Raw genomic sequence first — 14,104 nt, 5'->3', positions numbered from 1 at the left:
TTTTCTGGAGTTTATTATGTCAATAGACTGGAACTGGGGCATTTTTCTGCAACAAGCCCCGTTCGGCAACACCACCTATCTTGGCTGGCTATGGAGCGGCTTTCAGGTCACCGTTGCGTTATCGATAACGGCCTGGATCATCGCATTTTTTGTCGGTTCGCTGTTCGGTATTCTGCGTACCGTCCCTAATCGCTTTCTCTCGACGCTCGGCACCCTTTATGTAGAACTGTTCCGTAACGTTCCACTGATCGTTCAGTTCTTTACCTGGTACCTGGTGGTGCCTGAACTGCTGCCAGAAAACCTTGGTATGTGGTTCAAAGCTGAGCTCGATCCGAACATTCAGTTCTTCGTCTCCTCCATGCTGTGTCTGGGGCTTTTCACCGCTGCGCGCGTCTGCGAGCAGGTACGTTCGGGCATCCAGTCTCTTCCGCGTGGGCAAAAAAATGCCGCACTGGCGATGGGTCTGACGCTGCCACAATCTTATCGCTATGTGCTGTTGCCTAACGCCTATCGCGTAATTGTTCCACCAATGACCTCAGAAATGATGAACCTGGTGAAAAACTCAGCCATCGCATCCACCATCGGTTTGGTGGATATGGCGGCTCAGGCGGGCAAGCTGCTGGATTACTCTGCCCACGCCTGGGAATCCTTCACCGCTATCACGCTGGCTTATGTCTTGATAAATACTGTCATCATGCTGGTGATGAACCTGGTTGAACGTAAAACTCGCCTGCCGGGCAATCTGGGAGGTAAATAATGTACGAATTTGACTGGAGTTCCATCGTCCCGTCTTTGCCGTATCTGCTGGACGGGCTGTTAATTACGCTAAAAATCACCGTCATTGCCATCGTCATTGGTATTGTCTGGGGTACGATTCTGGCGGTGATGCGCCTGTCGAGCTTTAAGCCGTTTGCCTGGTTCGCCACGGCCTATGTCAACGTTTTCCGCTCCATTCCATTGGTCATGGTGCTGCTGTGGTTTTATCTGATTGTTCCTGGCCTGTTGCAAAACGTACTGGGGCTTTCGCCAAAAGCCGATATCCGCCTGATTTCTGCGATGGTCGCATTCTCAATGTTTGAGGCTGCTTACTATTCATAAATCATTCGTGCCGGCATTCAGAGCATCTCTCGCGGCCAATCCAGCGCCGCACTCGCTCTGGGCATGACGCACTGGCAGTCGATGAAGCTCATTATTTTACCGCAGGCGTTTCGCGCCATGGTTCCGCTGCTGCTTACCCAGGGCATCGTGCTCTTCCAGGATACCTCGCTGGTTTACGTACTCAGCCTCGCGGACTTCTTCCGTACCGCTTCCACAATCGGTGAGCGCGACGGTACCCAGGTCGAGATGATCCTGTTCGCAGGTGCGGTTTATTTCGCAATTAGTTTAAGCGCGTCGCTGTTGGTCACCTGGCTGAAGAAAAGGACTGTGCAATGATTTCCCTGAAAAATGTTTCTAAATGGTATGGGCACTTTCAGGTGCTGACCGATTGCTCCACGGAAGTAAAAAAAGGCGAAGTGGTGGTGGTATGCGGGCCGTCAGGTTCCGGTAAGTCCACGCTTATCAAAACCGTTAATGGCCTGGAGCCAGTACAGAAAGGCGAGATAGTCGTTGACGGTACGCAGGTTAATGACAAGAAAACCAATCTCGCTAAGCTGCGCTCTCATGTGGGGATGGTGTTCCAGCATTTTGAACTGTTCCCTCATTTGTCGATTATCGAGAACCTGACGCTGGCTCAGGTAAAAGTGCTTAAGCGTGATAAAGCCGCTGCGCGTGATAAAGGGCTTAAGCTTCTGGAACGTGTTGGTCTGTCTGCTCATGCCAATAAGTTCCCGGCGCAGCTTTCGGGTGGACAGCAGCAGCGCGTTGCGATCGCCCGCGCCCTGTGCATGGATCCGGTGGCAATGCTGTTTGACGAACCGACATCCGCGCTCGATCCTGAGATGATAAACGAAGTGCTGGACGTGATGGTCGAACTGGCGCACGAAGGCATGACCATGATGGTGGTGACCCACGAAATGGGCTTCGCCCGTAAAGTGGCGAACCGGGTTATCTTCATGGATGAAGGGAAAATCGTCGAAGATTCACCGAAAGAAGACTTCTTCGCCAACCCGCAGTCCGATCGCGCGAAAGAGTTCCTCGCAAAAATCCTGCATTAATCAATAGCGTGCGCAATCTTCGGATTGCGCACTGCTTCACGCTTTACGCCTCTTCTTCTCGTCTCCTTCACATTGCGGCGTTAACCTTGTCACAAAATAACGCTAAGAATGGAGCACTCTATGGCACTGCCAATCATTCTCGACTGCGACCCGGGTCATGATGACGCGATCGCACTGGTCCTCGCCCTCGCCTCACCCGAGCTGGAAGTCAAAGCTGTCACCTCTTCTGCCGGTAACCAGACACCGGATAAAACACTACGCAATGTTCTGCGGATGCTGACGCTGCTGAATCGCACTGATATCCCGGTAGCAGGTGGTGCCATTAAGCCGCTGATGCGCGAGCTTATCATCGCCGATAATGTTCACGGTGAAAGCGGCCTTGATGGTCCGGCGCTGCCTGAACCGGGTTTTGCGCCGCAAAACTGTACGGCGGTGGAATTGATGGCCAACGTGCTGCGCGAAAGCCATGAGCCCGTCACGCTGGTAGCGACCGGCCCGCAAACGAACGTCGCACTGCTGTTAAATAGTCACCCTGAACTGCATGGCAAAATCGCCCGCATCGTGATGATGGGCGGCGCAATGGGGCTGGGTAACTGGACACCCGCCGCCGAGTTCAACATTTTTGTCGACCCGGAAGCCGCCGAAATTGTTTTCCAGTCTGGCTTACCCATCGTAATGGCGGGGCTTGACGTGACCCATCGCGCGCAAATCATGGCGGAAGACATTGAGCGTTTCCGTGGGATTGGCAACGGTATTGCCACGACCGTGGCAGAGCTGCTCGATTTCTTCATGGAATATCATAAAACCGAAAAATGGGGTTTCCACGGCGCGCCGCTACACGATCCGTGTACCATTGCCTGGCTACTAAAACCGGAACTCTTCACCACGGTTGATCGTTGGGTCGGCGTGGAAACACAGGGGAAATACACTCAGGGGATGACGGTGGTGGATTATTACTCGCTGACAGGTAATAAACCGAATACGACGCTGATGGTCGATATCGACAGGCAGGGATTTGTGGATTTACTGGCAGAGCGGCTTGCCGTTTACGGGTAACGGGTATTTGTGAAGGGAGAGTACGCTGATGCCCTCACCCCGCCCTCTCCCACGGGGAGAGGGCACAAATATTCATTCTCTCCCTGTCGGGAGAGAATGCTTTTTCTTAGGGTTCAAACGGTCTTCTCTGGAACTGATCGTGTCCGCATTTCGGGCAACGCGGCAAAACGTCTGGTGTATAAACCGCCAGGTGGAAGTGGCAGTTTTCGCACACCAGATTGCCTAACCCCACCACCTCACCGCTGTGGTAAACGCCATGGTGATTCAGATCCTGAAAGACCTCACGCCACTCCAGCTGGGTTTTATCGGTGATGTCTGCCAGTTCCTGCCAAAGACTTTCTTTAATCACCCGCATAAACACACTGTCGGTGACCTCATTCTGGCTCTCTTCATAGCTGCGCGCAAATTCCTCAAGATCGCGCCGTACGGCACGCGTGACCTCTTCGACTTCGGTGCGCGTTAACTCACCCGTTTGTACCACTCGTGCGCGCGCCTGCTCGACGAGTGCATCAATATCACGTTCGCCATTACGCAGGCGTTCCGTCAGTGTTGTAACCAGTTCGCGGTAAAATTGAGCAACCTTGTTCATCATTTTGCCTCCCGGGTAAGTAACTGTCTCTAATAATAGACCTTATTTCACCACCGCTGTGTCAGGCCATCCACACTCTGCGTAAATTCCTGAAAGGGGCTTTTTTGGTAAAGGCTGTTTTGAGGCCGACGTTTGGGCTATGCTAGGCGGATCTGAGATACCACATCCATTGGCTACGTTTGTAGCTGTATTGAGAACAGGACCACTGGCTGCCATGCAAGAGCAATACCGCCCGGAAGAGATAGAATCAAAAGTCCAGCAACACTGGGACGAGAAGCGTACCTTTGAAGTAACCGAAGACGAGAGCAAAGAGAAGTATTACTGCCTGTCGATGCTTCCCTATCCTTCTGGTCGACTACACATGGGCCACGTGCGTAACTACACCATCGGTGATGTGATTGCCCGCTACCAGCGCATGCTGGGGAAAAACGTTTTGCAGCCGATTGGCTGGGATGCGTTCGGCCTGCCTGCTGAAGGCGCGGCGGTGAAAAACAACACGGCTCCTGCTCCGTGGACCTACGACAACATCGCGTACATGAAAAACCAGCTTAAAATGCTGGGCTTCGGTTATGACTGGAGCCGCGAGCTGGCGACTTGCACCCCCGAATACTATCGCTGGGAGCAAAAGTTCTTCACCGAGCTGTACAAAAAAGGCCTGGTGTATAAGAAAACCTCCTCAGTGAACTGGTGTCCGAACGATCAGACCGTTCTCGCTAACGAACAGGTTATCGACGGCTGCTGCTGGCGTTGCGATACCAAAGTAGAACGTAAAGAGATCCCGCAGTGGTTTATTAAAATCACGGCTTACGCTGACGAACTGCTGCGCGACCTGGATAATCTGGACCACTGGCCCGATACCGTTAAAACCATGCAGCGCAACTGGATCGGTCGTTCTGAAGGCGTAGAAATCACCTTCGACGTTGAAAACAACGACCAGAAGCTGACCGTTTACACCACCCGTCCAGACACTTTTATGGGCGCGACTTACCTGGCCGTGGCGGCGGGTCACCCGCTGGCGCAGCAGGCTGGGGCAAACAACCCTGAGCTGGCAGCGTTCATCGACGAGTGCCGCAATACCAAGATGGCTGAAGCCGACATGGCGACGATGGAGAAAAAAGGCGTAGCCACTGGCTTTAACGCCATCCATCCTCTGACGGGTGAAGCCGTTCCTGTTTGGGCTGCGAACTTCGTGCTGATGGAATATGGCACTGGTGCAGTAATGGCGGTTCCTGGCCACGATCAGCGTGATTACGAATTTGCGACCAAGTACGGTTTGAAGATCAAACCGGTTATTCTGGCCGCTGATGGTTCCGAACCGGATCTGTCCGAGCAGGCGCTGACTGAAAAAGGCACCCTGTTCAACTCTGGCGAATTTAGCGGTTTGAGCTTCGAAGCAGGCTTCAACGCTATCGCTGACAAGCTGGCGTCTCTGGGCGTTGGCGAACGTAAAGTCAACTACCGTCTGCGCGACTGGGGCGTATCCCGTCAGCGTTACTGGGGCGCACCGATTCCGATGGTGACGCTGGAAGACGGTACCGTAATGCCCACTCCAGACGATCAACTGCCGGTTATTCTGCCGGAAGATGTGGTGATGGATGGTATCAGTAGCCCGATCAAAGCCGATCCTGAGTGGGCAAAAACGACGGTTAACGGTCTGCCTGCACTGCGCGAAACTGACACCTTCGATACCTTCATGGAATCGTCATGGTACTACGCGCGTTACACCTGCCCGCAATATCAGGAAGGCATGCTGGATTCCAAAGCCGCCAACTACTGGCTGCCGGTAGATATCTACATTGGTGGTATTGAACATGCCATCATGCACCTGCTCTACTTCCGCTTCTTCCATAAGCTGATGCGCGATGCGGGCCTGGTTAATTCTGATGAGCCAGCGAAACAGCTGCTGTGTCAGGGTATGGTTCTGGCTGATGCCTTCTACTACGTGGGCGTAAACGGCGAACGTAACTGGGTTTCTCCGGTAGAGGCTATCGTTGAGCGTGACGAGAAAGGCCGCATCGTGAAAGCGAAAGACGCGGCGGGTCATGAGCTGGTCTATACCGGCATGAGCAAAATGTCCAAGTCCAAAAATAACGGCATCGACCCGCAGGTGATGGTTGAACGTTACGGCGCGGATACCGTTCGTCTGTTCATGATGTTTGCGTCTCCTGCGGATATGACGCTGGAATGGCAAGAATCTGGCGTTGAAGGGGCGAACCGCTTCCTGAAACGCGTCTGGAAACTGGTTTACGAGCACACCTCACATGGCGAGGCTCCAGCACTGAACGTTGACGCACTGAGCGAAGGCCAACAGGCGCTGCGCCGCGATGTTCATAAAACTATCGCAAAAGTTACCGATGATATTGGTCGTCGTCAGACCTTCAATACCGCAATTGCGGCTATTATGGAACTGATGAACAAGCTGGCGAGAGCGCCGCAGGAAGGCGAGCAGGATCGTGCCTTAATGCGTGAAGCACTGATGGCGGTTGTTCGTATGCTGAACCCGTTCACTCCGCACGCAAGCTTTACGCTGTGGCAGGAACTGAAAGGCGAAGGCGATATCGACAATGCGCCATGGCCAGTTGCTGATGAATCTGCAATGGTTGAAAACACCACGCTTGTTGTCGTTCAGGTGAACGGCAAAGTGCGCGGAAAGATTACCGTTGCGGTTGATGCCACTGAAGAACAAGTCCGTGAACGCGCAGGCCAGGAACATCTGGTCGCGAAATACCTTGAGGGCGTTACCGTGCGTAAAGTGATCTACGTACCCGGTAAACTGCTGAATCTGGTCGTTGGCTAAGCGCGGGAGGAAACGTGCGACTACTGGCAACATTACTCTTATCTCTGACGGTGCTTGTCACCGCGGGTTGTGGCTGGCATCTGCGTAACACTACGGCAGTGCCTGCCCAGATGAAAACAATGATCTTCGATTCTGGAGATCCGAACGGCCCGCTGAGCCGCGCTATTCGAAACCAGCTTCGTCTTAATGGCGTTGAACTTATCGAGAAAGGTTCACTGCGCCAGGATGTTCCGTCGTTGCGTGTCATCAGTTCAACGTTGAGCAAAGACACCGCGTCCATCTTCCAGGATGGTCGTACTGCGGAATATCAGATGGTTATGTCGGTAAGCGCTGCCGTGTTGATTCCGGGAAAAGATATTTACCCGATCAGCACCAAAGTTTATCGTTCGTTCTTTGATAACCCGCAAACTGCACTGGCGAAAGATGCCGAGCAGAGCATTATCATCAACGAAATGTACGATAAGGCTGCGGAACAGTTGATCCGCAAACTGCCAAGCATTCAGGCTGCTTCAAAAGAAGCGGCAGCGGAACAGCCCGTTCAGGCTGAAACCGCACCGCGCGTCTCCACGACGCTGGGTAACTAATGCTTCGGTTGTATCCTGAACAACTCCGCGCGCAGCTCAGTGAAGGGCTGCGCGCGGCGTATTTATTACTTGGAAACGATCCGCTTTTGCTTCAGGAAAGCCAGGATGCCGTGCGTCAGGTCGCCGCATCTCAAGGTTTTGATGAACACCACGCCTTCCATATTGATAACAGCACCGACTGGCAGACGCTCTTTTCGCTTTGCCAGTCGATGAGTCTGTTTGCTTCCCGTCAAACCATTTTGATTCAGCTACCTGAAAACGGCCCCAACGCAGCCATCAACGAGCAACTCGCTACGCTGGTCGGTCTGCTGCACGACGATTTATTGCTGATCGTTCGTGGTAATAAACTCACTAAAGCGCAAGAAAACGCAGCCTGGTTTACCCAGCTTTCTGCGCATTCGGTGCAGGTTGCATGCCAGACACCTGAACAGATTCACCTGCCAAAATGGGTTTCCGCTCGTGCAAAACTCAATAATTTGCAGTTGGATGATGCGGCAAATCAGCTGCTTTGCTATTGCTATGAGGGCAACCTGCTGGCACTGGCGCAAGCGCTGGATCGGTTGTCGTTGCTGTGGCCGGACGGTAAATTAACGCTCCCGCGCGTTGAGCAAGCGGTAAATGACGCCGCGCACTTTACCCCCTTTCACTGGGTTGACGCACTGCTGGCAGCAAAGGGAAAACGCGCTCTGCATATTTTGCAGCAGTTGCGCCTGGAGGGCAGCGAGCCGGTTATTTTACTGCGTACCCTGCAGCGTGAACTGCTGTTGCTCAATACCCTGAAACGACAGTCGGCTAATACCCCTCTGCGCGCACTGTTTGATAAACACCGAGTCTGGCAAAATCGCCGCGCGATGACGACCGAAGCGGTCAACCGACTAAGCCATGAGCAGCTTCGCCAGGCGGTACAGTTGCTGACGCGCGCCGAGTTGACGCTGAAGCAGGATTACGGTCAGTCGATTTGGGCTGAGCTAGAAAGCCTTTCTCTTCTGCTGTGTCTTAAGGCACTGGCCGACGTTTTTATTGATGGTTGATATGAATTCTCTACAGGCGCTGTTTGGAGGGACCTTCGATCCCGTTCACTACGGTCATTTGAAACCGGTAGAAATACTGGCGAATTTGATTGGATTGCAGCGCGTGATCATCATGCCAAACAACGTCCCTCCGCATCGTCCACAGCCAGAGGCTAGCAGTGCCCAGCGTAAGCACATGCTGGAACTGGCGATCGCGGATAAGCCGCTGTTCAAACTTGATGAACGAGAACTGCGTCGCGATACCCCGTCTTATACCTCAGAGACCCTGAAGGAATGGCGCGCTGAACAAGGACCAACCCGCCCGTTAGGTTTCATTATCGGTCAGGATTCACTGCTGAACTTCCCTTCCTGGCATCAGTACGACACCATTCTGGAAAACAGTCATTTGATCGTCTGTCGTCGTCCGGGCTATCCGCTAACGATGAAGGAAGAGCAGCATCAGGCCTGGCTGGATGCACACCTGACCCATAACGTGGAAGAGTTGCATAACTTGCCTGCGGGCAAGATTTATCTGGCCGAGACACCGTGGTTTGATATTTCTGCGACCCTTATACGCGAACGTTTGCAGCAAGACCTTTCCTGCGACGATTTACTCCCCTTGTCCGTACTGTCTTATATTCATCAGCAGGGGTTGTATCAGAAAAGCGCAGATGCATCAGGGTAAGCGCGAAAAATCGCGTTATTCGCCCTCATGCCATTGACAGCCCCCTCTATGCTGATATCCTCCGCAACCTGACTTTCCCGCCAATGATTGCTTTACAGAAATTGTTTTACAAAAATGGCGATGCATTGTCAGGCAGAGGATGGGATGATACCCGCCTTCAAAGCCCGTCCGGTGACATTTGTCCCGACACAGCCGTCAGTTCAGGTATACTGTCTGGCTACAAATTAACAGTTGCTCAACTTCACTCACCAGGGGAAAAAACTTGCAGGGTAAAGAACTCCAGGATTTTGTTATCGACAAAATTGATGACCTGAAAGGCCAGGACATTATCGCTATCGACGTTCACGGTCGATCCAGTATCACCGACTGCATGATTATCTGCACCGGTACTTCTTCTCGCCACGTTGCCTCTATTGCTGACCACGTTGTTCAGGAATCGCGCGCTGCGGGTCTCATGCCACTGGGTGTGGAAGGCGAAGCTATTGCTGACTGGGTCGTGGTTGACCTCGGCGATGTGATTGTCCATGTTTTGCAGGATGAGAGCCGTCGCCTGTATGAGCTGGAAAAACTCTGGGGTTAATGCGTGAAGTTGCAATTGGTAGCCGTCGGCACGAAAATGCCAGACTGGGTACAAACGGGCTTTACTGAATATCTGCGTCGTTTTCCCAAAGACATGCCGTTCGAGCTGGTAGAAATCCCGGCTGGAAAGCGCGGTAAAAACGCGGATATCAAACGTATTCTCGATAAAGAGGGTGAGATGATGCTGGCTGCTGCCGGCAAGAACCGCATCGTTACCCTCGATATTCCAGGCAAACCCTGGGATACGCCGCAGCTAGCGCACGAACTCGAGCGCTGGAAGCAAGATGGCCGCGACGTTAGCCTGCTGATTGGTGGGCCTGAAGGGCTATCTTCAGCGTGTAAAGCGGCAGCAGAACAAAGTTGGTCTCTCTCCGCGCTCACGCTTCCCCACCCGCTTGTTCGGGTTCTGGTAGCGGAAAGCCTGTATCGTGCGTGGAGTATCACTACCAACCACCCTTATCACCGCGAGTAATGATTGACCAGGGTAGATTAAGCAGCGGATGAAACTACAGAATTCTTTTCGCGACTATACGGCTGAGTCCGCGCTGTTTGTGCGCCGGGCGCTGGTCGCCTTTACCGGGATTTTGCTGCTGACTGGCGTGCTGATCGCCAACCTCTACAATCTGCAAATTGTCCGCTTTACCGACTACCAAACGCGTTCTAACGAAAACCGCATCAAGCTGGTTCCTATCGCGCCTAGTCGCGGCATTATCTACGATCGTAACGGCACACCGCTGGCGTTAAACCGCACCATCTACCAAATCGAGATGATGCCGGAGAAAGTCGATAACGTTCAGGATACGTTGGATGCCTTAAAAGGCGTTGTCGATCTCAACGATGACGATATCGCCGCCTTCAAAAAAGAGCGTGCGCGTTCGCACCGATTTACCTCAATTCCGGTGAAGACGAACCTGACGGAAGTCCAGGTTGCCCGTTTTGCGGTAAACCAGTACCGCTTCCCCGGCGTCGAAGTCAAAGGCTATAAGCGCCGCTATTACCCTTACGGTTCTGCGCTAACGCATGTGATTGGCTACGTCTCCAAAATCAACGATAAAGACGTCGATCGCCTCGATAAAGAGGGTAAGCTGGCCAACTACGCCGCCACCCACGATATCGGCAAGCTGGGCATTGAACGCTATTACGAAGACGTCCTGCATGGACAAACGGGCTATGAAGAGGTTGAAGTTAACAACCGTGGCCGCGTTATCCGTCAGTTGAAAGAGGTTCCTCCTCAGGCCGGTCACGACGTTTATTTGACGCTAGATTTAAAGCTTCAGCAGTATATCGAAACGCTGCTTACCGGCAGTCGCTCCGCAATTGTTGTCACCGATCCGCGCAGCGGTGGGATTCTGGCGCTGGTGTCAATGCCAAGCTACGATCCCAACCTGTTTGTGGACGGCATTTCCAGCAAAGATTATTCCGGCCTGCTTAACGACCCCAATACGCCGCTGGTTAACCGCGCCACGCAGGGGGTTTATCCACCAGCCTCTACCGTTAAACCGTATGTTGCGGTATCGGCACTTAGCGCGGGCGTAATCACCCGTAACACCAGCCTGTTTGACCCAGGTTGGTGGCAGCTCCCGGGCTCAGACAAACGTTACCGCGACTGGAAGAAATGGGGACACGGTCACCTGAACATTACGAAATCCCTCGAAGAATCAGCGGACACCTTCTTCTATCAGGTGGCCTATGATTTGGGGATTGACCGTCTTTCCGAGTGGATGAGCAAGTTTGGCTACGGTCACTATACGGGCATCGATCTGTCAGAAGAACGGTCCGGAAACATGCCGACGCGCGAGTGGAAGCTCAAACGCTTTAAAAAGCCGTGGTATCAAGGTGACACCATTCCCGTTGGTATCGGCCAGGGTTACTGGACAGCAACCCCGATTCAGATGAATAAAGCCATGATGATCCTCATTAACGATGGCGTGGTGAAAGTGCCGCACCTGCTGATGAGCACCGTTGAAGACGGTAAAAAGGTGCCGTGGTCACAGCCACATGAACCTCCCGTTGGCAATATTCATTCTGGATTCTGGGAAATTGCTAAAGACGGAATGTACGGCGTAGCGAACCGCCCGAACGGAACAGCACATAAATATTTTGCAGGCGCACCGTATAAGGTGGCGGCGAAATCGGGTACCGCGCAGGTATTTGGCCTGAAAGCGAACGAAACCTATAACGCGCATAAAATTGCTGAACGTCTGCGTGACCATAAGCTGATGACCGCGTTTGCGCCATATGATAACCCGCAGGTTGCGGTGGCGATCATTCTGGAAAACGGCGGTGCAGGCCCGGCAGTGGGTACCATCATGCGCCAGATACTCGACCACATCATGCTGGGTGATAACAACACCGAATTGCCAGCTGAAACCCCAGCCGCCTCGGCGACAGAGGACCAATAATCGTGACGGATAATCCGAATAAGAAATCGCTGTGGGACAAAATCCACATCGACCCAGCCATGCTGCTCATCCTGCTGGCATTGCTGACCTACAGCGCCCTGGTTATCTGGAGCGCCAGTGGTCAGGACATCGGCATGATGGAGCGCAAAATCGGGCAGATCGCGATGGGCCTGGTTATCATGGTCGTGATGGCGCAAATCCCCCCTCGCGTTTACGAAGGCTGGGCACCATATCTTTACTTTGTCTGTATCATCCTGCTCATCGCAGTCGATGCCTTCGGGGCGATTTCGAAAGGGGCGCAGCGCTGGCTTGATCTGGGTATTGTTCGTTTCCAGCCATCGGAAATCGCAAAAATTGCTGTGCCGTTGATGGTTGCGCGCTTTATCAACCGTGACGTCTGTCCTCCATCGTTAAAAAATACCGCTATTGCGCTGGTGCTGATCTTCCTTCCGACCCTTCTGGTCGCGGCACAGCCCGATCTTGGCACCTCCATCCTTGTGGCGCTGTCAGGCCTGTTTGTGCTTTTCTTATCTGGCTTAAGCTGGCGATTAATTGGCATAGCGGTGGTACTGGTGGCCGCCTTCATCCCAATACTGTGGTTCTTCCTGATGCACGACTATCAACGTCAACGTGTCATGATGCTGCTCGATCCAGAAACTGACCCGCTGGGTGCTGGCTACCATATTATTCAGTCTAAAATTGCTATTGGTTCCGGTGGGTTACGCGGCAAAGGCTGGCTACATGGAACACAGTCTCAGCTCGAATTCCTGCCAGAACGTCATACCGACTTTATCTTTGCCGTACTGGCAGAAGAGTTGGGGTTAGTTGGCATTCTCATACTGCTGGCGCTTTACCTGCTGCTCATTATGCGTGGACTCTGGATTGCCGCGCACGCTCAAACTACCTTTGGCCGCGTCATGGCTGGCGGTTTGATGCTGATTTTATTCGTTTATGTCTTCGTAAATATTGGTATGGTGAGTGGGATTCTGCCGGTTGTTGGTGTGCCGCTACCGCTGGTGAGTTACGGGGGCTCGGCGCTGATCGTGTTGATGGCCGGGTTTGGTATAGTGATGTCTATCCATACCCACAGAAAAATGTTGTCCAAAAGCGTATAAAAATAAGGGGATCGCAATGCGTAAGCAGTGGCTGGGTATCTGCATCGCGGCAAGTTTACTTGCGGCTTGTACAAGTGATGATGGTCAACAACAGGCGACCATTGCGCCACCGCAGCCTGCGGTCTGTAACGGCCCGATTGTTGAAATCAGCGGTGCGGACCCGGTTTTCGAACCGCTGAACGCCACCGCGAATCAGGATTATCAGCGCGACGGCAAGAGTTATAAAATCGTTCAGGATACGTCCCGCTTCAGCCAGGCCGGTTTCGCCGCCATCTACGACGCCGAACCGGGCAGCAATTTAACTGCCTCAGGTGAAGCGTTTGATCCTGCACAAATTACCGCAGCGCACCCTACTCTTCCTGTTCCAAGCTATGCGCGCGTGACTAACATGGCGAACGGTCGCATGATCGTCGTGCGTATTAACGATCGTGGCCCATATGGTAACGATCGCGTGATCTCGCTTTCTCGTGCCGCAGCGGACCGCCTTAATACCTCGAACAATACTAAAGTGCGTATCGATCCGATCATTGTGGCGCAGGACGGCACGCTTTCTGGCCCGGGTACAGTTTGTACCACCGTCGCTAAGCAAACGTATGCACTCCCTTCTCGCCCGGATCTCAGTGGTGGAATGGGAGGCGCGTCCTCAACGCCTGAAGCAATGCAGCCTCAGGGCGATGTCCGAGCCATCAGCAACGATACTCTGAAAAGTGAAGATAGCACTGGCGCGCCGGTCAATAGCAGCGGTTTCCTCGGTGCCCCAACGACGCTGGCATCAGGCGTACTGGAAGGAAGTGAACCGACGCCCGCTCCTGTCGTGACTCCCCCAGTCACTCAAAGTGCTCCCGTGACGGCCCCTGCGTCATCCCAAGGGACGGTTGCGGCTACGCCAGCCGCCAGCGGTAGTTTTGTGGTACAGGTGGGTGCCGTGAGCGATCAAGCGCGCGCGCAGCAGTATCAACAACGTTTGAGCCAGCAGTTTGGTGTGCCGGGCCGCGTTGAGCAAAATGGCGCGGTATGGCGTATCCAGATGGGTCCGTTTGCCAGCAAACCGCAGGCTGCATCCTTGCAACAGCGCCTGCAAAGCGAAGCGCAGTTACAATCGTTCATCGCTGTTGCAAAGTAATTAATCGG

General features: G+C 53.3%; 13 protein-coding genes and 1 pseudogene. 13 read left to right on the top strand and 1 reads right to left on the bottom strand.

Going from position 1 to position 14,104, the window contains the following annotated elements:
* The first annotated feature begins 16 nt into the window (after window positions 1-16).
* The 4 genes and pseudogenes from AC6EMZ_RS01970 to rihA all read left to right on the top strand — a co-directional run bounded on the left by AC6EMZ_RS01970 (window position 17) and on the right by rihA (window position 3,212).
* Entirely contained in the window at window positions 17-757 is a 741-nt protein-coding gene (locus tag AC6EMZ_RS01970) for an amino acid ABC transporter permease (RefSeq protein ID WP_498400735.1), read from the top strand.
* Window positions 757-1,434, top strand: a pseudogene (gltK, locus tag AC6EMZ_RS01965) (glutamate/aspartate ABC transporter permease GltK). The gene AC6EMZ_RS01970 and the pseudogene gltK overlap by 1 nt, the downstream one beginning before the upstream one ends.
* Window positions 1,431-2,156 (top strand): amino acid ABC transporter ATP-binding protein, encoded by a 726-nt coding sequence (locus tag AC6EMZ_RS01960; RefSeq protein ID WP_498400734.1) that lies wholly within the window; start codon window positions 1,431-1,433, stop codon window positions 2,154-2,156. The pseudogene gltK and the gene AC6EMZ_RS01960 overlap by 4 nt, the downstream one beginning before the upstream one ends.
* Window positions 2,157-2,276: 120 nt before the next feature.
* On the top strand, window positions 2,277-3,212 hold the full coding sequence (gene rihA, locus AC6EMZ_RS01955; RefSeq protein WP_498400733.1) for a pyrimidine-specific ribonucleoside hydrolase RihA: 936 nt from the start codon (window positions 2,277-2,279) through the stop codon (window positions 3,210-3,212).
* A gap of 106 nt (window positions 3,213-3,318) precedes the next feature.
* Here the strand turns inward: rihA and AC6EMZ_RS01950 are convergent, their stop codons facing one another.
* Complete coding sequence (locus tag AC6EMZ_RS01950) at window positions 3,319-3,801, bottom strand: zinc ribbon-containing protein (protein ID WP_498401455.1); 483 nt, start codon at window positions 3,799-3,801, stop codon at window positions 3,319-3,321.
* Window positions 3,802-4,015: 214 nt separating this feature from the next.
* Here AC6EMZ_RS01950 and leuS point away from each other — a divergent pair, with 214 nt between their 5' ends.
* The 9 genes from leuS to rlpA all read left to right on the top strand — a co-directional run bounded on the left by leuS (window position 4,016) and on the right by rlpA (window position 14,096).
* Window positions 4,016-6,598 (top strand): leucine--tRNA ligase, encoded by a 2,583-nt coding sequence (gene leuS, locus AC6EMZ_RS01945; protein WP_498400732.1) that lies wholly within the window; start codon window positions 4,016-4,018, stop codon window positions 6,596-6,598.
* A gap of 14 nt (window positions 6,599-6,612) precedes the next feature.
* Window positions 6,613-7,182, top strand: a complete 570-nt coding sequence (lptE, locus tag AC6EMZ_RS01940) for an LPS assembly lipoprotein LptE (RefSeq protein ID WP_498400731.1) — start codon at window positions 6,613-6,615, stop codon at window positions 7,180-7,182.
* Complete coding sequence (holA, locus tag AC6EMZ_RS01935) at window positions 7,182-8,213, top strand: DNA polymerase III subunit delta (protein ID WP_498400730.1); 1,032 nt, start codon at window positions 7,182-7,184, stop codon at window positions 8,211-8,213. The genes lptE and holA overlap by 1 nt, the downstream gene beginning before the upstream one ends.
* On the top strand, window positions 8,206-8,877 hold the full coding sequence (nadD, locus tag AC6EMZ_RS01930; protein ID WP_498400729.1) for a nicotinate-nucleotide adenylyltransferase: 672 nt from the start codon (window positions 8,206-8,208) through the stop codon (window positions 8,875-8,877). Before holA ends, nadD begins: the two co-directional genes overlap by 8 nt.
* Before the next feature lie 262 nt (window positions 8,878-9,139).
* Entirely contained in the window at window positions 9,140-9,457 is a 318-nt protein-coding gene (rsfS, locus tag AC6EMZ_RS01925; RefSeq protein ID WP_498400728.1) for a ribosome silencing factor, read from the top strand.
* A gap of 3 nt (window positions 9,458-9,460) precedes the next feature.
* Window positions 9,461-9,928, top strand: coding sequence for a 23S rRNA (pseudouridine(1915)-N(3))-methyltransferase RlmH (gene rlmH / locus AC6EMZ_RS01920; RefSeq protein WP_498400727.1), 468 nt, complete (start codon window positions 9,461-9,463; stop codon window positions 9,926-9,928).
* A gap of 28 nt (window positions 9,929-9,956) precedes the next feature.
* Complete coding sequence (gene mrdA / locus AC6EMZ_RS01915; protein ID WP_498400726.1) at window positions 9,957-11,858, top strand: peptidoglycan DD-transpeptidase MrdA; 1,902 nt, start codon at window positions 9,957-9,959, stop codon at window positions 11,856-11,858.
* A 2-nt stretch (window positions 11,859-11,860) separates the two neighbouring features.
* The gene (gene mrdB, locus AC6EMZ_RS01910) at window positions 11,861-12,973 is read left to right on the top strand and encodes a peptidoglycan glycosyltransferase MrdB (protein ID WP_498400724.1); all 1,113 of its coding nucleotides are present in this window, start codon (window positions 11,861-11,863) and stop codon (window positions 12,971-12,973) included.
* A gap of 16 nt (window positions 12,974-12,989) precedes the next feature.
* Window positions 12,990-14,096, top strand: coding sequence for an endolytic peptidoglycan transglycosylase RlpA (rlpA, locus tag AC6EMZ_RS01905; RefSeq protein WP_498400723.1), 1,107 nt, complete (start codon window positions 12,990-12,992; stop codon window positions 14,094-14,096).
* The last annotated feature ends 8 nt before the right edge of the window (window positions 14,097-14,104 follow it).

The organism is Enterobacter sp. SCRI0065 (genome assembly GCF_059766475.1).
The sequence above is the reverse complement of the archived record's forward strand: the minus strand, read 5'-3'. Positions and strand labels throughout refer to the sequence as shown.

Bases quoted from the DNA above. Each gene is read 5' to 3' on its own strand.
- mrdA (WP_498400726.1), top strand. From the start codon at position 9,957: ATGAAACTACAGAATTCTTTTCGCGACTATACGGCTGAGTCCGCGCTG.
- AC6EMZ_RS01960 (WP_498400734.1), top strand. From the start codon at position 1,431: ATGATTTCCCTGAAAAATGTTTCTAAATGGTATGGGCACTTTCAGGTG.
- AC6EMZ_RS01970 (WP_498400735.1), top strand. From the start codon at position 17: ATGTCAATAGACTGGAACTGGGGCATTTTTCTGCAACAAGCCCCGTTC.
- rlpA (WP_498400723.1), top strand. From the start codon at position 12,990: ATGCGTAAGCAGTGGCTGGGTATCTGCATCGCGGCAAGTTTACTTGCG.
- holA (WP_498400730.1), top strand. From the start codon at position 7,182: ATGCTTCGGTTGTATCCTGAACAACTCCGCGCGCAGCTCAGTGAAGGG.
- leuS (WP_498400732.1), top strand. From the start codon at position 4,016: ATGCAAGAGCAATACCGCCCGGAAGAGATAGAATCAAAAGTCCAGCAA.
- AC6EMZ_RS01950 (WP_498401455.1), bottom strand. From the start codon at position 3,801: ATGAACAAGGTTGCTCAATTTTACCGCGAACTGGTTACAACACTGACG.
- rihA (WP_498400733.1), top strand. From the start codon at position 2,277: ATGGCACTGCCAATCATTCTCGACTGCGACCCGGGTCATGATGACGCG.
- nadD (WP_498400729.1), top strand. From the start codon at position 8,206: ATGGTTGATATGAATTCTCTACAGGCGCTGTTTGGAGGGACCTTCGAT.